The organism is Luedemannella flava (assembly GCF_039528515.1).
GTDB classification, from domain to species: Bacteria; Actinomycetota; Actinomycetes; order Mycobacteriales; family Micromonosporaceae; genus Luedemannella; species Luedemannella flava.
This window is the reverse complement of sequence record NZ_BAAALT010000003.1, coordinates 88006-112138: the sequence shown is the minus strand read 5'-3', so window position 1 is coordinate 112138 and position 24133 is coordinate 88006. Positions and strand designations below refer to the sequence as shown.

Below are 24133 nucleotides of genomic sequence, written 5' to 3'. Positions count from 1 at the left end.
GGCACACCCACGAGACCAACGAGCGGGTGTGCCCACTGCCGGCGACTCTGGGCCGGGACAGCGGGACGGCGGTGGTCGCGCTCGACGACCGCAACATCTCCCGACAGCACGCGCGGCTGGAGTTCGTCGACCGCGAGCTGGTGATCACCGATCTGGGCAGCACCAACGGGACGTACGTCAACGGCGAGCGGGTGACGCGCCGCGTGCTCGCCGCCGGCGACTGGCTGCGCATCGGCCGGTACGACCTGCGCTGGTCGTTCGTTGATCCCGAGGCGACGCGGATGTTCGACGCCGCCGAGATGACCGCGCTGCGGCCGGTCGGGCCGCAGGGCGTCGCCGCGCGGCGCGTGGTGGCGGCCGCCGAGGCGCACAACCGCGAGGTAGGCCACGAGCTCGACGGGTTCCTGTCGCTCGCGCACGGGTTCCTGCCGGCCGAGCAGCCGCTGCTGGCCTTCCCCGACTCGCACCGGGCCTGGGACGACATGATCGTGCAGCTGCCGGAGCTGTTCCGCCGCCTGTCGCTGCGCCGGGCGTTCGACGCCATGCCGGTCCTCGACGCCCGGGCCGGGGCGCTGCCCGACCCGTACCTGTTGCGCGCCTCGACGCTGCTCGGCGTGTTCGCGCACGCCTACCAGTACATGGCGATCGACCCGCCGGCCGCGCTGCCGGAGTCGCTGCTGCGGCCGTGGACCACCGTGTCGAGACGGCTGGGCAAGAAGGTCCCGGCCGTCTCCTACATCGACCTGTTCTTCTACAACTGGCGGCTGCGCGACCCGGCCGGCCCACGCGAACTGGCCAACCTGGACCTGCTCGTGCCCACCTGGGACAACGCGGCCGAGCAGTGGTTCTACCTCGTCACCACCGAGTTCGCGATGGGGCTCACGCCCGTCCTCGGCGCGATGATCGAGGCTCAGGAGGCGGTCGTCGCGGACGACCCGGTCGCGCTGGAGAAGTCGCTGCTGGTGATCCATGACCGGCTGCACCACGTCACCCAGGCGATCTACCCGCAGATCGACCCCAATCCCCGCGGCCGGTACCCGCTGGACCAGGTGCTGTGGGCCAAGACGGTCGGCACCGCCGGGGTGCCGATCTTCGACGGCGCGCCGAGCCCGAGCGGCACCGCGCAGCCGCAGATCCACGCGCTGGACGCGTTCCTGGAGCGCCGCGACTACGGCTCGGTGGTCGGCCAGCAGAGCACCTACCTGGCCGGGTTCTTCCCGAGGCACTGGCAGGAGCTGGTGGCCGCGCTGCGCGAGGTGTCGGTGCGCCAGTACGTCGAGGACACCCGCAGCCGGACGCTGCGCGGCGTCTACAACGCGATGCTCGACGCGTATGTGGGCGACCGCGGCTGGATGGGCCTGCACCGCATCAAGGCGTACGGGTTCCTGGAGGTGTCGTTCAAGGTCGGCCGGCAGGTGACGACCGGGGCCCGGTTCACCGGCCTGTTCAAGGACCGGACCTGGGACAAGGTCGACAACGAGCTGGCCGTCGTCCGCGAGGAGCGCCGCCCGCCCGTGGGCCCGCCGGTGGTGTTCGGGACCGCCCGCCGCGGCCGCGTGGTCGTCGGGGATTCCGGCCGCTGGACCTGCTACCTGGACATCGACGTCGCCGGCCAGGGCGTGCACCACCTGCCCGGCGACCGGGTCGGCGTGCTGCCCGAGAACGACGACGCGCTCGTGCGCCGCACGGTCGCGGCCCTGCAGGCCACGGGCGACGAGCTGGTCCGCCTCAGCCCCGCGTGGCAGGCGGCGGTGGCCTGCCGGGAGGGCTACGGCGACGTCGACGTGCTGCCGCTGCGGACGCTGCTGCGCTTCGCCCGCCTGCGGCCGATCGGCCGGGACGTGGCGAAGCGGCTGGTGCGGCTGACGGCCGTGGGCGCGTGGCAGCGCGTCGTGGACGCGCGCATGGAGGACCAGTGGGAGCTGTGGGACGTCCTCAACCTGCTGCACGCGGGCGGGTATGACGTCACCCGGCTGTGGAAGGCCGATCCGCGCGACGACGACGCGTTCTGCTCGGTGGTCCCGCCCGAGCCGTTCCGCCTCTACTCCATCGCCTCGGCCCCGCCGCCCGGCCGGGCCGCCGACACCCTGCGCCTGGTCGTCGCCGGCCTCGGCTACACCTCCGCCGACACCCCGTGGTCGTACCCCCGCCAGCGGCAGGGCACCGCGTCGCACTTCCTGCGCCGGGCCAGCGTCGACGGCCAGCAGCGGCTGGCGCTGCAGATCGTCTCGACGCCCCGGTTCCGGCTGCCCGCCGACCCCGACCGGCCTGTCGTCATGTTCGCGGCCGGCTCCGGGATCGCCCCGTTCCTGGGCTTCGTCGCCGCGCGCACCGGCGCCGGTCACAACCTTCTCTACCTCGGAGTACGCGCGCCGGCGGAGTTCGCCGAGCACGCCCCGCTGGACGCGGCGGCGGCAGCCGGCCGGCTGACCCTCTCGGTCGCGTTCTCCCGCGCCGACGCCGCGGTGACGTTCGACGGCGCCCGGCACGTCGTCGGCGCCGGCCAGCGCCGTCGGGTCGGCGACGTGATCCGGGCCGACGCGGACGCGCTGTGGGAGCTGCTGCGACCCGTCGAGGAGGGCGGTCGCGGCGCGCACGTCTACATCTGCGGCAGCGCGCCGTTCGCCGTGTCCGTGCGCGAGGCGCTGACCGGGATCGTGCCCGGCGACGGCCGCGAGTTCATCCGCCAGCTCATGGCCGACGGCCGGCTGGCCGAGGACGTCTTCACCACCTACCTCGGCCACGCCCAGCAGGGTCCCCGCCTGGAGGTCTCGGACCTGGCCCGGCACAACACCGCCGGGACGGGCCACTGGATGGCGGTCGGCGGCGCGGTGTACGACGTGAGCGAGTTCCTGCACCTGCACATCGGCGGGCCGCACATCATCCGCAACCACGTCGGGCTCGACGCGACAGCGGCGTACCGCAAGGTTCTCCACCACGCGCACGCCGAGATCGACGCCCAGCTCGCGATGTACCAGATCGGCCAGCTGCGCCGGCTGCGCTTCGACGCCCGGTGGGGCGTCGTGCTCACCGCCGAGGGCCTGCGCTCGCTGCCGCTGGAGGAGCTGTTCCGCACCTGGGTCCGGTTCGTGTACCTGCTGGTCGGCATGGAGAACGCGCTGACCGCCGACTACGGGTTCACGACGCTGGTCACCACGGCGGGCGAGGACCCCGCCGAGCTGACGCCGTTCAAGGCGCAGTACGTCGTCGAGGCGCACCGGCGGTTCCTGGTCAGCTACCTCGACGGGTTGGTGAACGAGGACCTGCGCGCCCTGTGGCAGCTCACCGTCGGCTTCTGCGACCCGCACCAGGACATCCGGGCCTTCGACACCGAGGCCGCCGCCGTGGCGGCCCGGCCGGACGTGGCCCTGGTCCGGCACTCCGTCCCGGCCGTCAAGGAGCTGCTCCTCAGCGGCGAGGACCCGCGCCGGGTCGCGGCGCTGTGCCGGCTGTACGCGCACGTCGACGTCGGACTGCTGCGGGACCTGAAGGCGGCCGTACTGGAGGGCATCCGGGCCTTCGAGACCCACGAGGCTGCGGTCATCGAGCAGGCGGGGGCGACCCTGCTGGCGGCGACGAACAACGCACTCGGTCACGTGTCGACGTACTACCAGCGCCTCGCGGGCCAGACCACCAGTCACGGGATCGCCGCCGGTGATGGCGCCGAGGAGCCGATCCCGCCCGACCGGGGACTGCCCGGGCACGGGGGTCCGCTGCCGCTTCCGTAACGGCCCGCCCTATCCGCGCACCCGCTCCCCCACCACGGCCTCGACCGCGACGGCCTCGACCTCGCGCACGAGCCGGACCATGTCGTCCGGCGGCACGTCGGCGGTGTCGACCGTCAGCAAGAGCCAACAGGTCCCCGTCTTCTCGAGAACGTGCAGGTACATGCCCTTGTTGGGCCGGTCGACGCGCCGCCGCCAGCGCAGCTGCGACTGGGGCAGCGCGGCGCGCACGTCCTGCGGCGTGGGCACGCGGTCCGGGTCGGGGCGGACGGCGGTGCGCCGGTCGTTGAGGAAGCAGGTGAGTTCGAGCTGTTCGCCGCGCTCGCGGCCGACGGCGGCCACGAGCTCGCGGTGGCGGGCCATGTCGTAGTACGCGTACATGCCGGCGTTCATGACGGCGCGGGCGGCGCGGGCCACGATCTCGTCGAAGGGCACCCCGTCGACGTCGAGCACGCACAGTCCGGCCTGGTTGAGCGGGCTGATCGTGTCGGACAGCCCTGGCCGGAACCGGTTGTTGACCAGGATCTGGGCCGCGCTGGGATGAACCCCGGTGAGCCGGTACATGGCGAGGGCGAACACGGCGAGCATGACGGGTTTGGCGTCGACCCGGCAGCGCGCCGCGATGGCGTGCATGGCCAGCTCGGCGGCCGGCGACTCGTACTCCAGCTCCCAGAACCGCAGCTCCTGTGGCGGGTATGGGCCGCCGTACGGTCGGGCCGGCACGGTTCGCAGCGCCTTCTCCCAGTGGCGCAGGGCGGCCTCGCTGCGCCGCTGGTGGGCCGGCGTGCGCTGCAGTTCGACCAGTTCCAGGGGCGTCGGGCCCGGCGGCGGGGCCGTCGCGGTGCCCGTCGCCGGGTCCATCGTGGCCAGGTCGGCGACCAGGACGCCCAGGCCCTCGCCGTCGATGACGACGTGGTTGTACATGACGACCAGGTGGGTGATCGTGCCCGCCACCCGGATCACCGCCATCCGCACGGGCCAGTCGCGCTCCTCGTCGAACGGCTCCCAGAAGCGCATCTGTACGCCCTCGGCGACCTCGTCCGCGCTCACGCGCGCCGGGTCGGCCAGCACCAGTGGCAGGTCGCCCGCGAACCGCCCGGCGGCGTACCGCGCGACCAGCTCGGCCGGGTCGACGTCCTCGACGTCGATGACCTCCAGAGTGGCCACGCCGGCCGCCGAGACCACCTGCCGGGGGTCGCCGTCCGGGGTGAACCGCAGCCGGGTGCGCAGCGACGGGTGCCGGCCCATGATGAAGGCCAGCAGCCGGGTGATCTCGTCGATCGTCGTGGTCGGCGGCATCGGCATGATGCCGCCCATGTTCAGTGCGCCGCCGGAGCACTGGATCTCCGCCCAGATGCGCTGCTGACCCCAGGTCAGCCCGCCCTCGCCGGCGCCCTCGCCGGCGAACGGCACCTCGATGAGTCCGCCCATGTCGACCATCGCCTCCGTCGGTCGTGCGGCCCCGGTCCGTGGGCCGCATGCAACCAGGCGTCAGCGTATCGACACATTTAGTAATGACAATGGAATGACAGCCAGACCTACCGCACCGTTCGGACCACCTTTGGCTGAACGTTTGTGGATGGTTGGGTGCGAACGCGTTCGTAACCTTTACCAAACCTCCCCGAAACGTTGCACTCAGGTGTGTCGATCGGAGAGGGGACCCCATGAGTTCACGAAGGCGCACCGCGGCGGGCTCGGTGCTGGTGGCAGCGCTCGTACTCGCCGGGTTTGTCGGTTTCGGGTTGCCGGCCGCGCAGGCCGCGGCGGTGACCGTCACCAACGGCACCCAGTTCCCGGACACGAGCGGCAACCCGGTACACGCGCACGGGGGCGGCGTGCTCAAGGTCGGCGACTACTACTACTGGTTCGGCGAGAACCGCAACGCCAACAACACGTTCAAGGCCGTGTCGGTCTACCGCTCCACGGACCTGCGCACCTGGGAGTTCCGCAACAACGTGCTCACCCAGAACTCGGCGTCCGAGCTGGCGTCGGCCAACATCGAGCGCCCCAAGGTCATCTACAACGCCTCCACCGGGCGCTACGTGATGTGGATGCACAAGGAGAACGCCTCGAACTACAGCGAGGCGCGCGCGGCCGTCGCCTCGTCGGCCACGGTCGACGGGAACTACACGTACCACGGCAGTTTCCGCCCGCTGAACCACATGTCGCGCGACATCACGCTGTACAACGACAACGGCACCGCGTACATGATCTCGGCGGCGAACGAGAACTACGACCTGCACATCTACCGGCTCAACCCGGACTACCTCTCCGTGAACACGCTGGTGGGCAACTTCTGGCCCGGCGGTCACCGCGAGGCGCCGGCCATGTTCAAGCGCGGCAGCACGTACTTCCTGCTCACCTCGGGGGCGACGGGGTGGAGCCCGAACCAGGCGAAGTACGCGACCGCGTCGAGCATCTCCGGCCCCTGGAGCGGGTGGACGAACGTCGGCGACGGGACCACCTACAGCTCGCAGCCGACCTACGTGCTCCCGATCCAGGGCACGTCCGGAACCAGCTACCTGTATATGGGCGACCGGTGGGCGGGGGCCTGGAACGGCCCCGTCAACGACTCCCAGTACGTCTGGCTGCCGATCAGCTTCCCGTCGGCGACCAGCATGAGCCTGAGCTGGTACCCGCAGGTCACCATCGACGCCGCCGCCGGCACGGTCACCGGCGTCGGCGGGCAGACCTACCGGATCACCGCCCGGCACAGCGGCAAGGTCATCGACGTGATCAGCGCGTCCATGGCCAACAACGCCGAGATCAAGCAGTGGTCCTGGAACGGCGGCGGCAACCAGAAGTGGACCTTCGCCGACGCCGGCGGCGGCTACTACCGCATCGTCAACCAGAACAGCGGCAAGTGCCTCGACGTCGCCAACGCTTCCACGGCCGACGGCGCCAACATCATCCAGTACACGTGCGGCGGCGGCACGAACCAGCAGTGGCAGTGGCGGGCCACCGGCAGCTACTTCCAGATCGTCGCCCGGCACAGCGGCAAGTGCCTGGACGTGGTCAGCTCCGGCACCGGCGACGGCACGGACATCCAGCAGTACACCTGCGGCTCCGGCAACAACCAGCAATGGTCGCGGACCGCGTCCTGACGTAGGTCACCGCCGGCGCGGCTACTCACTTCTGCGGGTACGCCGTGCCGGCGGATCGCCCGTTCGCGCGGCGGACGCGAAGGGTCCATTCGTCGTATAGGGACATGTCCATCCATGGGCGGACACTGAGCGCACTGGTGACCCGCCAGTAACCCCGTCCCCCCGGAGGTCACACCATGACCCGTCGGCTCATCATCGTGTTCGCCACCGCGACCGCCGTCCTGCTCGGCTTCGGCCAACCGGCCCTCGCCACCATCCCGGCGGACAAGGCGGCCGTCCTGTCCAGTTGGACGCAGACCAGCGTCACCAGCTACAACGCCTGGAACTCGGCCCGCCGGAACCAGTCGGCCTGGGCCGCCTACGAGTTCAACTGGAGCACCGACTACTGCTCCAGCAGCCCGGACAACCCGTTGGGCTTCGACTTCAAGCTCGCCTGCTACCGGCACGACTTCGGCTACCGCAACTACAAGGCGGTCGGCACGTTCTCCGCGAACAAGAGCCGCCTCGACAGCGCGTTCTACGAGGACCTCAAGCGTCGGTGCGCCACGTACAGCGCGGTGGTCCGGCCGGCCTGCAACTCCCTGGCCTGGACGTACTACCAGGCCGTGAAGACGTTCGGCTCGGTGTCCGTGAAGCAGAGCGACATCGACCGCGCGGCAGCGCTGCTGCCGTAGTTGTAAGGCTGGTCAAACGCGACGGGGGCGCCGGAGAACCGGCGCCCCCGTCACCCGGGGAGACGATCAGAGCGCGGGGTACGCGTTCTGGACCAGCTGCTCGAACTGCGCCGCGAACCACTGGCCGGCCAGCGGGGCGTTGGGCAGTGCGCGCGTGAGGTTGTTGCCGTTCAGGCTGTTGCCGGTGTACGTCGGGTCGCACATCCGGTCGAAGCCCTTGCCCTGGTCGTTGGCGATGGCCGAGCTGGAGCCGTCCGACTCGCCCGGCGGCTTGATCCAGACGTAGGCGTCCAGGCCGGTCGCCGGGTTGGCCTGCGGCCGGGCGCCGAGACCGGCGCCGGTCTGGTTGCACCAGTTGCCGCGGTGGTTGCGACGGTCGATGCGGGTGGCGTCGACGAACGTGTTGAGGTCCGTCGAGGTCGACGCGTTCGCGGGTCGGGCCGAGCCGCCCCAGCCGTTGCGCGAGGTGTCGATGAGCATGCCGATCGTGCTCGGGAAGCCCTTGGTGATGAGCGCCGACCGGAGGGACTGCACGTACGACAGCTCGTCGATGAACTGGTTCCACTGGTAGTAGTTCGCCGAGCGGACCGGGTTGCTGCCGATGTTCTGTGTCGCCGTCATGAGCGGCTCCGTCGTCGGCGTGTAGTTCGACGTGTTGCTGACGAAGCCGTCGTACGCGGTGAACCCGCCCGTGGTCCTGCCGGCCAGCGTGGCCATCAGGTTGACGAACGGGGTCAGGTTCGAGTCCCAGCCCAGCCAGCCGGAGTGCGACACGTCAACATAGGTGTACACGTTCGGGATCGCGTGCAGCTTGCTGGCCGCGTACGCGACACCGTCCACGTACGCCCCGGTCGAGTTGGCCTCGGCGCACTTGGTGAAGCTGAGGTTCGTGATCAGGTTCGGCAGTGAGTCCGGCTCGATGATCGTCGAGATCCGCAGCGGGGCGTACTTGCTCTGGCTCATGATCGACACGATCGGGTCGATGTACTGGGACTTGTACTTGTTGAGCCCGTCGTTGGCGATGAGCAGCTCACCGGCCGACGCGAGCGCGGAGCAGTCCCGGTTGGGCAGGTCGTAGATCACGATCGTGGCGACGACCTGCTTGCCGCTGCTGGTCTGCTGGGCCAGCGCGGCGTCGAGATGCGCGGCCAGGCCGCGGGCGGCGCTGGTGCCGTTGATCGTCGCGATGCGGTCCAGCCAGACGGCCGTCGGCACCGACGCGACCTTCGCCATCGCCGCCCCGAGGGTGCCGCCCTTGGAGTTCGCCGTGGCGGTGACGTTGGCGGCGTACTCCGGGTTGATGTACCCGTTCGCGCCGGCGTACGGGTTGTCGACGCGGGCGGTGCTCGGCGCGCCCACCGAGGCACTCGCGGTCGGCGTCGCCGACGTCGTGGCGGACGCCGTGGTGCTGGGCGCGGTCGTCGCGGGCGCGGACGTGGTCGGCGGCTTCGATGTGGCCGCCGCCGTCGTGGCGGGCGCGCTCGTGGCTGCGGCGGTCGTCGCGGGGGTGCTACCGCCGCACGTGATGCCGTTGACGGAGAACGCCGTCGGCACCGCGTTGGCGCTGCCCCAGTTGCCGGTGAAGCCGAGGTCCGTGATGGACCCGCCGGAGGCGACCGACCCGTTGTACGAGACGTTGGAGACCGTGACGTTCGCGCCGCTCTGCGACCACGTGCCGCCCCAGCCCTGGGTGACCGTCTGGCCGTTGGCGAAGGCGAACTTCAGGGTCCATGAGGTCCACGGGTCGCCGGTGTTCTTCAAGGTGACGGCGCCCTGGAACCCGCCGGACCACTGATTCGTGATGGCGTACGTGACGCTGCACGCGCCGGCAGCGCTGGCGGGTAGGGCTGGAATGACAGCCGCACCCCCGATAACAACAGACCCAACCGTTACGGCGACAGCGCGCCGACGCGTCATGCGAATTTTCATGCTGGGTATTCCTCCCGTCCTTGCGAGGTAATTGCTGTGTGACGTCAGTCGCTCAGCGAGGCGCAGAGTGAAACACCAGCGACGTCGGCAGACAACCCCTCACCAGGGCGGATATGGAACTGAGGGTGGAAAATCTTCCCAAGTCGACAACAATCCAGAAGCTATCTTTACATTTATTGATCTGCCTGGGTGAACCTGAGGAAAACCAGGTGGGAAATTGTCACATTGACACCGTCCGCAATGCTCAGAGAAGGTCGACCGCATCCTTGGCCTCCTTGAGGCCCAACCCGGTCAGTTGCCGGTACGTCTTGATCGCCTCGATGAGCTTGCCCTGCCGCTTCAACGCCCGTACCTGGTCGAGATCGGCCTGCGGCAGGTTGAGCGTGGCCGTGGTGTCGGGCAGCCACAGGGGTTGGCCGTTGTCCATCCGGTCGACCGCGTCGCTCGCGTCCGTGAGGCTCGCGCCGGTGTGGTCGCGGAGGAGCTTGACGGCCTGGATCTTCTGGCGCTGAATGAGCAGCTCACGCAGGCGCCGTTCCAGGTCGGCCGGCGGCGCCTGGTCCGCCCGCGCGGCCAGCTGATCAGCGACCAGGTCGTTGCCGCTCCGGGCACCAGCCCGCCGGCGCCCCAGCACCCAACCGACGATCAGGACCACGACCACCACGGCGACGCAGATGAGCGGGGCGGCATCGAGCATGGGCCGACCCTAGAACGCCAGAACCACCGTGCACCATCGCCCCCGAGTGGGGACGGGGCGATGCCCCGCAGGTCTCCCGCGGCCAGAAGCGCCTCGCAGTCGTCCGGAAGCCTGTCGCCGCGCAGGCGGTCGATGGGCAGTTGGAGATTGTCCACCCGGCCAGACCCGGCCGCCGGAGGTTAGGGAAATTTAGGCGATCTTTACAAAAGCCGGATCTAACCCTTCATGATCGGGTGCGGGCGGTCGATTAGCCCCGTATGACGCATGCTCCCGTCTCCCTCGTCCTGCTCGCCAGCGGCCCCACCGGCGACTTCCCCGATGTCCTCGATGCCGTGCGGCGCGACTGTGGCCCGCAGGACGAGGTGGTCTGCGTGGTCCCCGCCACCCGGACGGCGTTGTTGGACGTGGCAGCGGGACAGGAGTGGCTGCGGGTCATCGAGGTGGCCTCCGATACACCCGAGGAATGTTGGTCCGCCGGCGTCGCCGCGACCACCCTTCCGATCGTTGTCTTCCTCGACGGCGACACCGCGCCGTCGCCCGGCTGGCTGGCCGAGCTCGTCACGGCGCTGGACGACCCGACCGTGGTCGCCGCCGGCCCCTCCTGTACGCGCACCTTCGGCCCGCAGCGGGTGGAGTCGCCGACGGACCCGGCGGCCGCCGCGCGCTTCGCCGCCGACTGGGACGGCGACGGCGTGACCGACGTCGGGCGGCTCGGCCCGGTGTGCGCGGCCGTGCGGCGCGACGCGCTGACCGCGGTCGGCGGACCCGTACACGACCTGCTGCCGTACCCCGCGCTCGCCGCGCGCGGCCGCGTCGTACTGGCGCGGAATGCGCTCGTGCTGCACCGGAGCACGGACTGCGCCCTGCGCCCGGCGGCGACCTCGGCGGAGGGAGCGTTCCTTTCCGCGGTGCTGCTCACCCGGGACGACGAGGCGCACCTCGCGGACTGCCTGAGCGCTGTGCGACCGTTCGTCGACGAGATCGTGGTGCGCGACCTCGGGTCCACCGACCGTACGGTGGAGATCGCCCGCGCGGCGGGCGCGGTGGTCGTCGAGGGCGGCTGGGACGGCGACTTCGGCGCCGCCCGCAGCGAGGCGCTGTCCCACGTCACCGCCGAGTGGACCCTGGCGCTGGAACCGGACGAGGTGGCCGAGGGCAACCCGATGGCCATGCGCGGCCAGCTCATGTTCGCCACCAGGAGCAACGTGCTCGCGGTGAGGGTCGGGAGCCAACCCGCGCCGCGGCTGTTCCGGACCGAGATCGGGCGCTTCACCGGGTCCGAGTCCGAGGTCATGGTCGACCGGATCACCGGCGAACCGGTGCCGTGCGAGGGCCTGTTCCCCGGCCTGAGCCTGCGGATCGCGGACGCCGCGGCGGGTACCGCCGGACGTAACCTGCGGTCGACCCCGCACAGCCCGGCCGAGGACCGCGTGAACGCCAGCCGATTGCAGGGCCCCCGGGCGGAGATCAGCGCGCTGCTGGATGCGAACAGGCTCGGCGACGCCACCATCCGCCTGAACGAGAGTCTGTCCGCCGGCGAGCGGCCCCTCAACCTCGGGGAGATCGACCGGGTGCTCGCGGCGACCTGGTCGGCGGCCGAGGCGCGCGACGCCGTCATCGCGGTGCTCGCCAAGGTCAGTAGCGAGCTGTCGGTGGGCCAGTGGTTCAACTGGTCGGCGCGGGTGCGGGCGGCCGGCCTGCCGGCCGCGTGTCCGCTGCTGACCGTGGCGGCCGACGAGGGCAACCCCGCGCCGCAGCGGGTCATCGCGGCGGCGATGGCGATGGAGTTCTACGACGACGAGACAGCGGGCGCCGTGTTCGCACAGGCGATCGAACATGTCTCCGACGCGGAGTCCGAGGAGGTACTGGCCCGCCTGCGGGAGTACACCCCGCGGGTCGCCGCGTCGGTGGAGATGGCCCCGGCCTAGAACTAACACGAAAAAACGGGCATATCATGTAGCGGGATATCGTCCGAGTGGAGGTACCGCCATGGTCGACCTCGTCATCGTGATCCCGACCCGGGCACGGCCCGCCACCGCCGCGCCGCTCGCGGCCGCCTTCGCCGAGACGTGTACGGCCCACACGCTGCTGGCGCTCGCGGTGGACGACAACGACGAGACGGCCGCCGAGTACGCCGCCGGCGCGGACGTTCCGCTCGTCGATCTCGACGCGGCGACACCGGACGACTGGGCCGGCCTGGCCGACCGTCGGGTCGGGGTGTTCCGGACACCGTCGCGGTCGATGGTGGCGGCGCTGAACCTGGTCGGGGTGGCGGCGCTGCAGGGCGTCGGGGCCTTCGCGGTCGGGTTCATGGGCGATGACAACCGCCCGCGTACGCACGGCTGGGACAGCCGGTTCGTGCGCGCACTAAGAGACCTGGGCACCGGCATCGTCTACGGCAACGACCTGATCCAGGGTGAACGCCTGCCCACCCAGGTCGCGATCACCGCGGACATCGTGCGGGAACTGGGCTGGGTCGCTCCCCCGACGCTGACCCACCTCTACATCGACAACTTCTGGGCCGACCTGGGCAGGAAGGCGGGCTGCCTGCGCTACCTCGACGACGTCATCATCGAGCACCTGCATCCCCTGGTGGGCAAGGCCGACGTCGACGCGGGCTACCGGCGGGTCAACTCCCCGGTGAGCTACCAGGCGGGCGAGACCGCCTACAACACCTACCTCGCGGAGCGGATGACCGGCGACGCGGAACGGGTCCGGGCACTGCGCACCGTTCGGGCCTGATACTCACGCGGCGAGGAACCGGTCGTACAGGCGGCGCAGGCCGTCCTCCAGCTCGATGGTGTGCCGCCAGCCGGCCGCGTGGGCGCGCGACACGTCCAGCAGCCGCCGCCGCGGACCCTCCGGCATGCTCGCGTCGAAGACGAGCCGCCCGGGGTAGCCCACGACCCGCTGGACCGTCTCGGCCAGGTCGCGCACCGACACCTCCCGGCCGGTGCCGATGTTGAGCACCGCCGGCGGGCGCTCCTGCCCCAGCAGCCACACGACCGCATCGGCGGCGTCGTCGACGTGCAGGAAGTCCCGGCAGGTCGCGCCGCTGCCCCACACCGTGACCGCCGGATCGTCGGCGAGCCGCGCGTCGTGCATCCGGCGCAGCAGCGCCGGGATCACGTGGGCGCCGCCCGGGTCGAGCTCGTCCTGCTCGCCGTACAGGTTGGTGGGCAGGCAGGAGACGAACGACAGGTCGTACTCGGTGCGCACGTACTCGCAGAGTTTCATTCCCGCGGCCTTGGCCAGGGCGTACGCCTCCTGGGTCGCCTCGAAGGGCCCGGTGAACAGGTGCTCCTCGCGCATGGGCTGCGGGCAGTCGGCCGGGTAGACGCTGGCGCTGCTGATGAACACGAAGGCGGCCACGCGCGCGTCGACGGCGGCGCGGATGAGGTTGTTCTGGATCTCCAGGTTGTCCAGCAGGAACTCGGTGGGGTGGTCGCGGCGCAGGCCTATCCCGCCGACGCGGGCCGCGCAGTCCACCACGACCCGGGGGCGGTCGCGGGCGAACATCTCCCGCACCGCCCGCTGGTCGCGCAGGTCGAGCTCGGTATGGGGGTGCAGCACCAGGTCGGCGTGCCCGTCGCGACGCAGGCGCCGGACCACGGCCGAGCCGAGCAGGCCCTGGTGGCCGGCGACGTAGACGCTAGCCATGCGGCTTGCGCAGCTGCGCGCACAGCAGGGTCAGCTCGTCGTCGGTCAGCTCGGGGTTGTTGCCGAAGTAGAAGCCGTTCTCGTGGACCAGGTCGGCGTTCGGGCACGCGGCGGGCTGCGACACGTGCCGCCGGTAGAACGGCTGCCGGGTCACGTTGCCCGCGATCACCGGCCGGATCTCCACCCCCGCCCCGTCGAACCGCGCCCGGTAGCGCCCGGCGAGGCCGGGGTCGCGGCAGACCACGGGCATCGCGAAGTTCGACACGAGGTCCATGTGCCCGACGTCCAGCCGGTGCACCTCGTCGTTGTCCGCGAGCGCCGCGGCGAACCGGGCGAAGTTGTCGGCCCGCCGCGTGACGATCTCATCCCAGTACGGCAGCTGGGTGTTGCCGAGAAAACCGGCGATCTCGGTCGGCCGGAAGTTGGACGCCAGCTCGTAGAAGGTGTACCGGGCGTAGAAGTCGTCGACACCGTGCCCGGCGCGCAGCCGCGCGGCGGCCGACGCGTCGAGGTTGCGGTCCCAGCCGTGGGTCCGGCCGATGAGCAGGTGCTCGTACAGCTCCTCGTCGTCGGTGACGACCATGCCACCCTCGATCGTGGACATGTGGTGCCCGACGAAGAACGAGAACGTGGCGGCCAGCCCGAAGTTGCCGAGCAGGCGGCCGTCGACGACCGAACCGAGCGACTCGCAGTTGTCCTCGAGCAGCGTCACCCCGGCGGCGGCGCAGTCGTCGCGGATGCGGGGCAGGTCGTCGCAGAACCCGAGCACGTTGGTGAGGAACAGGCCCGACAGGTCGTTGAGCACCGGCGCCAGGCCGCGCGGGGAGACATTCAGCGTGGCCAGCTCACAGTCCAGCGGCACCGGCGTGAGCCCCAGCTGGATGAGCGGCATGACGTTGGTGGGCCAGGTCAGCGCGGAGAAGCCGATCTTCCCGCCCGGCCGGAACCGGTCCGCGTTCAGCATCGCCTGGATGAGCAGCAGGTTGGCCACACTGCCGTTGTCCACGAAGACGGCGAACCGGCGGCCCTGCCTGGCCGCGAAACCGGCCTCGAAGCGGCGGCACTGCTCGCTCATGCTGAGCACGTCGGAGTTCAGGATGAACTCCGCGAGGGCCGCCTTGGTGCGAGCCTCCTCGTGGAAGCTCGACTTCACCAGCTTGATCACCGCGTGACACCCGCCAGCACGGACTCCCGGGCCAGGTCGGACTCGGCCATGATCCGGACGAGTTCGGCGAAGGTCACGGTCGGTTTCCAGCCGAGCCGGGTCCGCGCCCGGCTGTAGTCGCCGATCAGCAGGTCCACCTCGGCGGGGCGGAAGTACCGGGGGTCGATGTGGATGATCGCCTTGCCGGTGCGCCGGTCGACGCCGGTCTCTTCGACGCCCTCGCCCTGCCACCCCAGGTCCATGTCGAGCGTGGCCGCGGTCCGCTCCACGAACTCGCGCACCGTGTGGGTCTCGTTGGTCGCGAGTACGAAGTCCTCGGCCTCGTCCTGTTGGAGCATCAGCCACATGCCCTCGACGTAGTCCTTGGCGTAGCCCCAGTCGCGCTTGGCCTCGAGGTTGCCGAGGTAGAGCGCCGGGTCGATGCCGAGCCGGACCCGGGCGAGCCCGCGTGTGATCTTGCGGGTGACGAATGTCGCGCCGCGGCGGGGCGACTCGTGGTTGAACAGGATCCCGTTGCAGGCGTAGAGGCCGTAGCTCTCCCGGTAGTTCTTGGTGATCCAGTACGCGAAGAGTTTGGCCACCGCGTACGGCGAACGCGGGTAGAACGGGGTGGTCTCGGTCTGCGGCACCTCCTGGACCAGGCCGAACAGCTCGGACGACGAGGCCTGGTAGAACCGCGACCGGACGCCGGACTCCCGGATGGCCTCCAGGATGCGCAGCGTGCCCAGCCCGGTGACGTCGGCGGTGTACTCGGGGATGTCGAAGCTCACCCGCACGTGACTCTGCGCCGCCAGGTTGTAGATCTCATCCGGCTGGATGCCCTCCAGTAGGCGCGCGACGTTGCTGCCGTCCGTGAGGTCGCCGTAGTGCAGGATCAGCCGGCGGTCCTCGTCGTGCGGATCCTGGAACAGGTGGTCGATCCGCCCGGTGTTGAACGACGACGACCGGCGGACGATCCCGTGGACGATGTATCCCTTGTTGATCAGCAACTCGGTCAGGTAGGAGCCGTCCTGGCCGGTGATGCCGGTGATCAAGGCTGTCTTCGAGGTCTGCACAGCCGCCTCCCGCCAGCCGACGAGCCGGATATACCGATCGAAGCACAGCGAGCGGCCTGTTACCGGCAAATAGCTACAAATTACGGAGTACGCACGGTGATGAAGCCGTCCAGGGCGACGGTCGGGCGGCCGGCCGTCCCCTTGGCCACGATCTTCACGGTGTGCGTGCCGTACGCGGTGCTGGTGGCCCAGATGACCTGGCGGCTCGCGGCGCGGCCGCGCGTGTCGACGGTCGCCACACGCCGGCCGTCGAGATAGACCGTCACGGCGCCGGTGGTCGCCGCGCGGGACCCGGTCCACGCGACCTGCGAGCCGGTGAACGTGTACGTCGCCGTCGCGCCGGTGCGCCGGGTGAACCGCTCGGCGCGGCCGGCGTACGCGCTGGCCTCCCGCGTGCTCCAACCGCTCGAGTACCGCGCCGCCGTCTCCGCCACGGTGGCCGTGGTGACGTCCCTCGTGACCGTGGTGACGTTGCCCAGGCAGTCGGTCGCGGTGACGCGCACCGTGGCCCTGCCGCTGGCGGGAAGGGTGGTGTTCACCCGCGACGTGGTGCCGACCAGGCGGCCGTCCACAGTGGTGCCGACCGAACAGACGCCGGCGTCGGCGTCGACGGCGGCGGCCGTGATCGTCACCGGGGTGCCGCCGGCGGCCGCGCCCGGCCGCAGGGCGATGGTCGGCGGCGCGAGCGCCGGTCCACTGTTGTCCACCCGGATCGTCGTGGTCGCGCCGGCGCTGGTCAGCCCGGCGCCGTTGACCGCGTCGACGCGCACCCGGTGGACGCCAGTCCGTGGCGCGCTCACCGACACCGGGTGGCCCGCGTTGAGCGCGCTCGCGACCGGGACGTCGTCCAGGAACACGCGGTACGACGCGGTCCCGGACTCGTTGTCGATCACGAACGGCCAGTTGACCCGTAGCGTGCCGCGCAGGATCCCCTGGTACTGCGCGGCGGCGGTGACGCTCGGCGCGGCCGGCGCCGGCGCGGCCGTCGCGTCGAACCAGAAGTCGGCCATGGCGCTCGTCGAGCCGAGGCCGAGAGCGTTGACCGCGACCACCCGCACGCTGTGGTACCCCGACTCCAGAATGCCCAACCGGTAGTGGGTGGTGTCGGCGCCGACGACGTCGACGGGCGTCGCGTCCACCACGATCTCGTACCCGGTGACGTCCGCGTCGGGCACCGCCGCCCAGTCCAGGGTCAGGTCGCCGCCGAGGTGCCACCCCTGGGACGTCGCGGTGACGGCCGGGGCGGCCGGCGCCGACGGCGCCGGCTCGACGTGGAAGGACGACTCCGCGCTGCTGGAGGTCAGGCCGGCGTTGTTGGTCGCGTCGACGCGGACCCGGTGGACCCCGGCGGACGGCGTCGGCAGGTACGACCCGAACGTGGTGCCGGGGACGGTCCCGACAAGGTCGTCGTCGACGTACACGTGGAACGAGGCGATGCCGGAGTCCGGGTCGACGAGGGCGGGCCAACTGGCGTACAGGTCCCCGCCGACGATCCCGTCGCGCGCCGCGGCGCCCGAGACGGTCGCCGTGCCCGCGACCGTCGGCGCCTGCGGCTCCGGCGGCGGGGTGCTGTCCGGCTGGGTCGCGAACCGGATCCGGGCGCCTGTGGCGTCGGTGCCGTCCACGACCAGCGTCAGGAACGTGCCGGGGATGCGCCATCCGACGCCCACGCGTGCGGCGACGTTGGCCAGCAGGCCGTCGCCGCCGTCCGGGTTCATGGCCAGTACCCGCGAGAAGTAGCCCCAGGTGTCGCGCTGCCGCACCTGGACGCCGGCCCAACCGGGGGGCATCGCCGCGTCGCGGCCCACCCGCGGCCGGTACTCGATGTAGAGGATGGAGTCGGCCAGCGCGACCGTGACCGCCCGCAGCCCGGCGTGCGAGCTCACCGGCGCGAGCGTGTACGAGGCACCCGCGCGCGCCGTGTCCACCGCGCCGGGGGCGAGCAGGCCGATCCGGTCGGCCAACGCCGTGTTGAGGGTGAACGCGTCGTGCCCGCGGGCCGCCCCCATCAGGTCGTGGTCCTGGTAGTCGCGCGTCTCGCAGAGGTCGCTCAGCGGCACCTGGACGCCCGCGGCGGTGCGGCACTTGGCGCCGCGCGCGTTCCCGAGGCTCAGGTTGTGTCCGAACTCGCGCGCCCAGACGTCCCCGGCGGTGTAGCCGTTGATCCACATCCAGCCGTACGTGCCGTCGAAGATGTTGCCCTCGTCCCCGACCGACGCCGTACCCTCCCAGGGGCAGTAGGCCGTCGCCGGGAAATAGACGATCACATGCTTGTGGTACGAGCCGGCGTGCTCGTTCACCGCGTCCCGGGCCGCGTAGAAGATGTCCTCCTTGTGGCACCCGCCCGGGTCGGCGATCGGCGTCCAGTCGTGGACCGTGATGCGGGCGTCCGGGATGGTGATCGCCCCGTTGGTCTGCTCGCTCCAGTAGTCGCCCATCTGCCGGGCGAGCGAGCGCAGGCTCGTGGTCGTCTGCGCGTCGGGCCCGGTCCAGTAGACGGGCACGACGGCGACGGTGTGCTCGCCGGCCGCCGCGAAGTCCGCGTACCCGGGCGCCGTCGGCTCGTCCGCGCGCGCCGGAGCGGCGCCGAGCAGCGCCAGGACCGCCGCGAGGGCCACTGCCACAACGCGCGCCTGACATCTCACCCCGGCCCCATCGGCACCGGGGAACCCTCACCTGAGCCCCGCCACCTCAAGGACCGATCATAAGGACTGGTCATGATGTCGCGCTCGACAGCCGGTGGCGCACGGCCCGAGGCCCGGCCGTAGCCGCCAGTCAGCGATGTCGACCGATGGGCCGACCCGTTTTCGCGCGCGGTAGCGCGCGCAACTCTGTCACCTGAGGTAACTCTGACTTCAACAGGTACGCCCGGATATGCCCGATGGCGGCCCTGAAGTCGCCGACTGTCGCCGTCGCCGCCCGTGCGCGCCGTTTCGGACTCATCCGAACGGACAGTCATGGCCCCTGACCAGGTAACTCGCTTAGAAAAACGCTCAGCTGACCCGTAGCGTCCCTGCGACCCACGGTGAAAAGGTCCACTTTCCCTTATATCCGTGGCCATGCATGCATGCATCGAAAGGACGGGATCATGTCGACCACCAAGGTTGTCGGGGCCACCGGCGCCGCGACCGCGCCCACGCTCCCCATCACGGGCAGCCCGACGCTCGCTATCGCGATCGCCGGTTGCGCCATGCTCATCGCCGGTCTCCTCCTGATGCGGTCGGGCCGACTGCGCCGTCAGGGTTCCTGACCGGACGAACTCCGGGGAATAAGACATGAGTCTCGTCGACATCGGCCTCGCGATCCTGGTCCTGTGGCCGCTCTACCACCTCATCATCCTCGTGATGTCGGTATGGGAGGCCCGCCGCGCACGGCGCGCGGCGGAGCGTGACGACAAGGCTACTGTCGGTCCCCGCCACTACTGGATCGTCGTCCCCTGCCTCAACGAGGAGCGCGTGGTCGGACGTACGGTCGCCGCCGCGTTGGACCTCGCCCCACCCGTGGGGGCGATCTCGCGCGTACTGGTGGTGGATGACGGCTCCGACGACGGCACCGCCGCCGTCCTCGCCGCCATGAACCACCCGAACCTGTTCGTCCTGCGACGGGTCGCGCCCGACGCCCGGCAGGGCAAGGGCGAGGCGCTCAACGCCGCGTACCGGGCCATCCGGGACTGGTCGCGCCACGAGCGGCTGGACCCGGCCGACGTCGTCATCGGTGTGATCGACGGCGACGGCCGGGGCAGCGCGAACATGTTGCTGGAGGTGTGCCGCGCGCTGCGCGACCCGCAGGTCGGGGCGGTGCAGAGCCGGGTACGCATCCACAACCGGGACCGGATCCTGGGTGCTGTCCAGGACCTGGAGTTCGGCAGCATCGTGAGCGCCGCCCAGGTGCTACGCAACGCCGTCGGCAGCGTGGGCCTGGGCGGTAACGGTCAGTTCGCGCGGCTGTCGTCGCTCATCGGGCTCGGCGACGCGCCGTGGTCGCGCTGCCTGGTCGAGGACCTGGAGCTGGGCCTACGCCTGCACCTGGCCGGCGTCGGCATACGGTTCCTGCCCCGGTCGGTCGTCACGCAGCAGGGCGTCGTGGATCCCCGACGCCTGTTGCGTCAGCGCACCCGGTGGGCGCAGGGCAACCTGCAGTGCGTGTCGTACGTGCCACGGCTCATCGCGTCCCGCAGGGTCGGCAACACGGCCATGATCGAGATGCTGTACTACCTGCTCGCGCCGTGGATCAACGCGATCGGCGCGGCGGCGGTCATCGGCGTCTTCGGGTACGGGGCCGTGGCGCTCCTGCCGGGCGGGCAGCCCGCGCACTACGTCGAGGACTGGCCGGCGCTGCTCGCGGCGCTCGGCCTGTGGGCCGGCGCGACCGTGTCCCCCGGCATGGTGTGGGCCGTGGCCCACCGCATGCAGCTGCGCGACGAGCGGTTGGGTCGCATGCTCCTGGCCGCCGTCGTCTATCCGATCTTCCTGGTCTTCGGGTTGATCGCCACCGTCCGTGCCATCGGCCGCCAGATCAGCCGCAAGCAGACCTGGGCCAAGACCGAACGACTCGTCGAGGAGCCGCTCCCGGTCTGAGCCCTGTCCCCCGCACTACCCACATGGATCTCCTTACGCACGGAAGCGACGTACAGAGAACCGAGGCTCCGCCATGCAACATCCGCCCCCCGTCTTCCTCATCGCCGGTACGCGTCCGGAGGCCGTGAAGCTCGCACCCGTCGCCGTGGCGATGCGCGCGGCCGGCCGGCTGCGTGCGGTCATCGTCGCCAGCGGACAGCACCCGACCATGGTCACCCAGGCGCTCGAAGCGTTCGACCTCACCGCCGACGTGACGCTGGAGATCGAACGCCACACGGGAAGCCAGCCCGAGCTGATGAACGGCCTGGTCGGCGCCCTGGACCAGCTCTTCCTGCACAACCGGCCCGCGGCCGTCGTGGTGCAGGGCGACACGACAACCGCGCTGGCCGGCGCGCTCGCCGCGTTCTGGCAGCGGATCCCGGTCGTGCACCTGGAGGCGGGGCTGCGCTCGGGGGACCTGGACTCGCCGTTCCCCGAGGAGGCGAACCGTCGCCTCATCGCCCAGGTGACGAACGTGCACCTGGCGCCGACGGCGCTCGCCGCGATGAACCTGCTCGACGAGGGCATCGCCGCGGACAAGGTCACGGTTGTCGGCAACACCGTGGTAGACGCGACCTTGATGGTCGCGGCGAAGCGGATGCCGTACGAGGACGAGCGCATCGCGGAGGCGATGGCCCGCGACGAGCGGCTCGTGCTCGTCACCGCCCACCGGCGCGAGTCGTGGGGCGAGCCGCTGGACCGGGTGCTGGCCGCCGTGCGCCAGCTGATCGAGCGCTACCCCGACATCCACGTGGTGCTGCCCAGCCACCCGAACCCGGCCGTACGCCAGCAGGTGGACGCGGGTCTGGCCGGCGTGGAGCGCGTCACGGTCACCGATCCGGTGCCCTACACGTCGCTGTCCCGGCTGCTGTCCGAGGCGTACCTGGTGCTGACCGACTCGGGCGGCATCCAGGAGGAGGCGCCGTCGTTCGGCGTGCCCGCGCTCGTCCTGCGCGACGTGACCGAACGGGTCGAGTCGCTGCACGCCGGCTGCGCCCGGCTCGTCGGTACGGACACCGACCTGATCATCGCCGAGGCGAGCAGACTGCTCGACGACCCGGCGGCCCGCGACGCGATGACCGCGTCCGGGAACCCGTACGGCGACGGACTCGCCGCTGGCCGCACCGAGCAGGCGGTCGCCGCCCTGCTCGGGCTCGCGGACCGACCCGAACCCATGCCGCCGGTCGGACCGACCGTCAACGGCGCTTCCCTGAGGACGGCAGTCTGATGCGCTCCCCATTCACGACCAGCCGGCACCGGCGCCTGGCCCGCCGGGCGACGGTGGCCGTGGCGTCGGTGGCCACGCTCGCGGCCGCGCTGGCCATGAACGTCTCGCCGGCGTCGGCGGTCGACCGTGGCCACGCCGGTGCGTTCCACCACGGCGCGAAGTCCAAGATCGAACGCTCCGACGACCAGCTGCCGGCGCCGCAGCGGCCCAAGCGCACCCGTCCCCTGGAGCGGGTCGTCACGTCGACGGTCACCGCGCCGAAGGCGGCGGCGGCCGGTGTCACCACGGGCAATGGCGCGCCCGGCTCGAACAGTCGTGGCCGGACGCTGATCCTGTTCGACAACACCGGCGACTGGGGCTGGCTCGGCGAGGTCTACGCCGAGCAGACCGCGAACCTGGTGTCGCACTTCAACGCCTGGTCCGCGCACCCGGTGTCGGGCTACACCGCCGGCGAGCTGGACGCCTACACGTCGGTGGTGTACATCGGCTCGACCTACGACGAGCCGCTGCCGGCCGCGTTCCTCGCCGACGTCACCACGACCACGATCCCCGTGACGTGGATGTACGACAACATCTGGCAGCTCACGGCCAGCGACCCGAACTTCGTGGCCAACCGCGGCTTCATCTGGAAGCAGTTCGACTTCGCCACGGTGTCCCGGGTCGACTACAAGGGCACGAGCCTGACCCGCGACACGATCAACGGGTCCGGGATCATGGACCAGGTCATCTACGACCCGGCGCGCGCCACGGTGCTCGCCACGGCGTACCGCCCCGACGGGACGACGTTCCCGTGGGCCGTCCGGTCGGGCAACTTCACGTACGTCGGCGAGATCCCGTTCTCGTACGTGACCCACGACGACCGGTACATCGCGTTCTCGGACATCCTGTTCGACGCGGTCGGCTCGGCGAGCCAGGCGGGCCTGAACCGGCACCGCGCCCTCGTCCGGATCGAGGACGTCGGGCCGGACTCCGACCCGGCCGAGCTCAAGGCCATCGCCGACTACCTGTACGCCCAGAAGGTGCCGTTCTCGGTGGCGGTCTACCCCCGCTACCGCGACCCGAACGGCGTGATCAGCACGGCGCTGCGGGACCGCGACTACACGCTCGCCGACAAGCCGAAGGTGGTCAGCGCGCTCAAGCACATGCAGTCGCGCGGCGGCACGCTGCTCATGCACGGCTACACCCACCAGTACGGCAACGTGGCCAACCCGTACGACGGGGTCAGCGCGAACGACTTCGAGTTCTACCGGGCGCACGTCGACGAGAACGACCGCGTGATCTACGACGGTCCGGTGGCCGAGGACTCGACCAGCTGGGCCGCCGGCCGCATCCAGGCCTCGGCGACCGCGTTCACCCGGGCCGGACTGAGCGTGCCGACCATCTTCGAGTTCCCGCACTACGCCGGCAGCGCCACCGACTACCGGACGGTGACCTCGCTGGTCGGCACGCGCTACGACCGGGGCCTCTACTTCCCCGGCGTGCTCAAGGGCGGCGCGGTCGACTACACCCGGCCGCTGGGTCAGTTCTTCCCGTACTCCGTCCGCGACGTGTACGGCTCGAACGTGATCCCGGAGAACATCGGCAACGTGGAGCCCGAGTGGTACAACACCCACCCGCCGCGGTTGCCGGCCGACATCCTCGCGTCGGCCAAGCGCAACCTGGTCGTCCGTGACGGCGTGGCGAGCTTCTTCTACCACCCGTTCCTGGGCACGTCGTACCTCAGCCAGATCGTCAGTGGGCTGAAGAGCCAGGGGTACACGTTCGTCTCCGGCCAGTCCGTCCTGGCCAACTGAGCGTGGCGCGTGCCCCGGACCCATTCCGCAAGAATGGGTCCGGGGCACGCGTAACCACCCAAACCATGCTAAGATCAACTCTCCCGGTACGGGCGAGGAGGTCGGTCGCATCGCCGACGAGTCGGCCACCAAGGGCGTGGCACACGGATATGTCGAGGCGTGGACGCACGGCGACCGCGCCCGGGCGCTCGACCTCATCGGGCCCGGGGCCACGGTCGAGTGGAACCTCGCCCTTCCGGCCGACGTACCGACCCTGGTCGACGCCCTCACCCGGCTCGCGGCCGCGAGCACCGCGGTCCGGCTCACCGGGGAGACCTACACCGCCGACAGGGCCGCGCTCGTCTACGACTGCACGGCCCCCGGCGGGACCGTCCGGACCATCGAGTTCCTCGCCGTCGCCGACGGCCGCATCAGGGAGATCCGCCAGGTGTACGACGTGACCGCGCTGCGCCGGCTGCTCCCGGGCGTCCTCGACTGACCGGCCGCC

17 protein-coding genes and 1 pseudogene are annotated in these 24133 nt (G+C 70.9%); 10 read left to right on the top strand and 8 right to left on the bottom strand.

The features are described from left to right. Window positions 1-26 precede the first annotated feature (26 nt). Window positions 27-3728 (top strand): FHA domain-containing protein, encoded by a 3702-nt coding sequence (locus tag ABD211_RS00920; protein WP_344125131.1) that lies wholly within the window; start codon window positions 27-29, stop codon window positions 3726-3728. Between the two features lie 9 nt (window positions 3729-3737). Here ABD211_RS00920 and ABD211_RS00915 read toward each other — a convergent pair whose 3' ends face one another. Beyond that, window positions 3738-5156: a condensation domain-containing protein gene (locus ABD211_RS00915; protein ID WP_344125129.1), complete on the bottom strand. Its 1419-nt coding sequence runs from the start codon at window positions 5154-5156 to the stop codon at window positions 3738-3740. A 233-nt stretch (window positions 5157-5389) separates the two neighbouring features. Between ABD211_RS00915 and ABD211_RS00910 the strand changes: the two genes are divergently transcribed. Beyond that, a complete protein-coding gene (locus ABD211_RS00910) occupies window positions 5390-6829 on the top strand; it encodes an RICIN domain-containing protein (protein WP_344125127.1) in 1440 nt (479 codons plus the stop codon). A gap of 176 nt (window positions 6830-7005) precedes the next feature. Continuing rightward, window positions 7006-7503 carry a phospholipase gene (locus ABD211_RS00905; protein ID WP_344125125.1) on the top strand — a complete coding sequence of 166 codons (498 nt, stop codon included), beginning with the start codon at window positions 7006-7008 and terminating at the stop codon, window positions 7501-7503. Between the two features lie 66 nt (window positions 7504-7569). Here the strand turns inward: ABD211_RS00905 and ABD211_RS00900 are convergent, their stop codons facing one another. The 3 genes and pseudogenes from ABD211_RS00900 to ABD211_RS00890 all read right to left on the bottom strand — a co-directional run bounded on the left by ABD211_RS00900 (window position 7570) and on the right by ABD211_RS00890 (window position 10129). Next, complete coding sequence (locus ABD211_RS00900) at window positions 7570-8862, bottom strand: glycoside hydrolase family 6 protein (RefSeq protein WP_344125383.1); 1293 nt, start codon at window positions 8860-8862, stop codon at window positions 7570-7572. 219 nt (window positions 8863-9081) lie between these two features. Further along, window positions 9082-9420 (bottom strand): annotated as a pseudogene (locus ABD211_RS00895) (cellulose binding domain-containing protein); the annotation flags it as partial. Between the two features lie 256 nt (window positions 9421-9676). Continuing rightward, window positions 9677-10129: a ribosomal protein L7/L12 gene (locus ABD211_RS00890; RefSeq protein WP_344125123.1), complete on the bottom strand. Its 453-nt coding sequence runs from the start codon at window positions 10127-10129 to the stop codon at window positions 9677-9679. Between the two features lie 257 nt (window positions 10130-10386). Here ABD211_RS00890 and ABD211_RS00885 point away from each other — a divergent pair, with 257 nt between their 5' ends. Next, window positions 10387-12057, top strand: a complete 1671-nt coding sequence (locus tag ABD211_RS00885) for a glycosyltransferase family 2 protein (RefSeq protein ID WP_344125121.1) — start codon at window positions 10387-10389, stop codon at window positions 12055-12057. A gap of 61 nt (window positions 12058-12118) precedes the next feature. Further along, on the top strand, window positions 12119-12871 hold the full coding sequence (locus ABD211_RS00880; RefSeq protein ID WP_344125119.1) for a hypothetical protein: 753 nt from the start codon (window positions 12119-12121) through the stop codon (window positions 12869-12871). A 3-nt stretch (window positions 12872-12874) separates the two neighbouring features. On the opposite strand, the gene ABD211_RS00875 is transcribed toward ABD211_RS00880, so the two are convergent. The 4 genes from ABD211_RS00875 to ABD211_RS00860 all read right to left on the bottom strand — a co-directional run bounded on the left by ABD211_RS00875 (window position 12875) and on the right by ABD211_RS00860 (window position 18633). Further along, on the bottom strand, window positions 12875-13789 hold the full coding sequence (locus ABD211_RS00875; protein ID WP_344125117.1) for a GDP-L-fucose synthase family protein: 915 nt from the start codon (window positions 13787-13789) through the stop codon (window positions 12875-12877). Continuing rightward, window positions 13782-14954, bottom strand: coding sequence for a DegT/DnrJ/EryC1/StrS family aminotransferase (locus tag ABD211_RS00870; RefSeq protein WP_344125115.1), 1173 nt, complete (start codon window positions 14952-14954; stop codon window positions 13782-13784). Before ABD211_RS00870 ends, ABD211_RS00875 begins: the two co-directional genes overlap by 8 nt. Continuing rightward, the gene (gene gmd, locus ABD211_RS00865; protein WP_344125113.1) at window positions 14951-16009 is read right to left on the bottom strand and encodes a GDP-mannose 4,6-dehydratase; all 1059 of its coding nucleotides are present in this window, start codon (window positions 16007-16009) and stop codon (window positions 14951-14953) included. The genes ABD211_RS00870 and gmd overlap by 4 nt, the downstream gene beginning before the upstream one ends. Before the next feature lie 80 nt (window positions 16010-16089). After that, window positions 16090-18633 (bottom strand): phage tail protein, encoded by a 2544-nt coding sequence (locus tag ABD211_RS00860; RefSeq protein ID WP_344125111.1) that lies wholly within the window; start codon window positions 18631-18633, stop codon window positions 16090-16092. Between the two features lie 464 nt (window positions 18634-19097). On the opposite strand from ABD211_RS00860, the gene ABD211_RS00855 reads away from it, so the two are divergent. From ABD211_RS00855 to ABD211_RS00835, 5 genes are all read left to right on the top strand, one after another. After that, on the top strand, window positions 19098-19259 hold the full coding sequence (locus ABD211_RS00855) for an LPXTG cell wall anchor domain-containing protein (protein ID WP_344125109.1): 162 nt from the start codon (window positions 19098-19100) through the stop codon (window positions 19257-19259). Window positions 19260-19284: 25 nt separating this feature from the next. Beyond that, window positions 19285-20586 carry a glycosyltransferase gene (locus ABD211_RS00850; RefSeq protein ID WP_344125107.1) on the top strand — a complete coding sequence of 434 codons (1302 nt, stop codon included), beginning with the start codon at window positions 19285-19287 and terminating at the stop codon, window positions 20584-20586. A 73-nt stretch (window positions 20587-20659) separates the two neighbouring features. Next, the gene (wecB, locus tag ABD211_RS00845) at window positions 20660-21853 is read left to right on the top strand and encodes a non-hydrolyzing UDP-N-acetylglucosamine 2-epimerase (RefSeq protein WP_344125105.1); all 1194 of its coding nucleotides are present in this window, start codon (window positions 20660-20662) and stop codon (window positions 21851-21853) included. Next, window positions 21853-23646, top strand: coding sequence for a DUF2334 domain-containing protein (locus ABD211_RS00840; RefSeq protein ID WP_344125103.1), 1794 nt, complete (start codon window positions 21853-21855; stop codon window positions 23644-23646). The genes wecB and ABD211_RS00840 overlap by 1 nt, the downstream gene beginning before the upstream one ends. Window positions 23647-23782: 136 nt before the next feature. Further along, window positions 23783-24124, top strand: coding sequence for a nuclear transport factor 2-like protein (locus ABD211_RS00835; protein ID WP_344125100.1), 342 nt, complete (start codon window positions 23783-23785; stop codon window positions 24122-24124). Window positions 24125-24133: the final 9 nt, after the last annotated feature.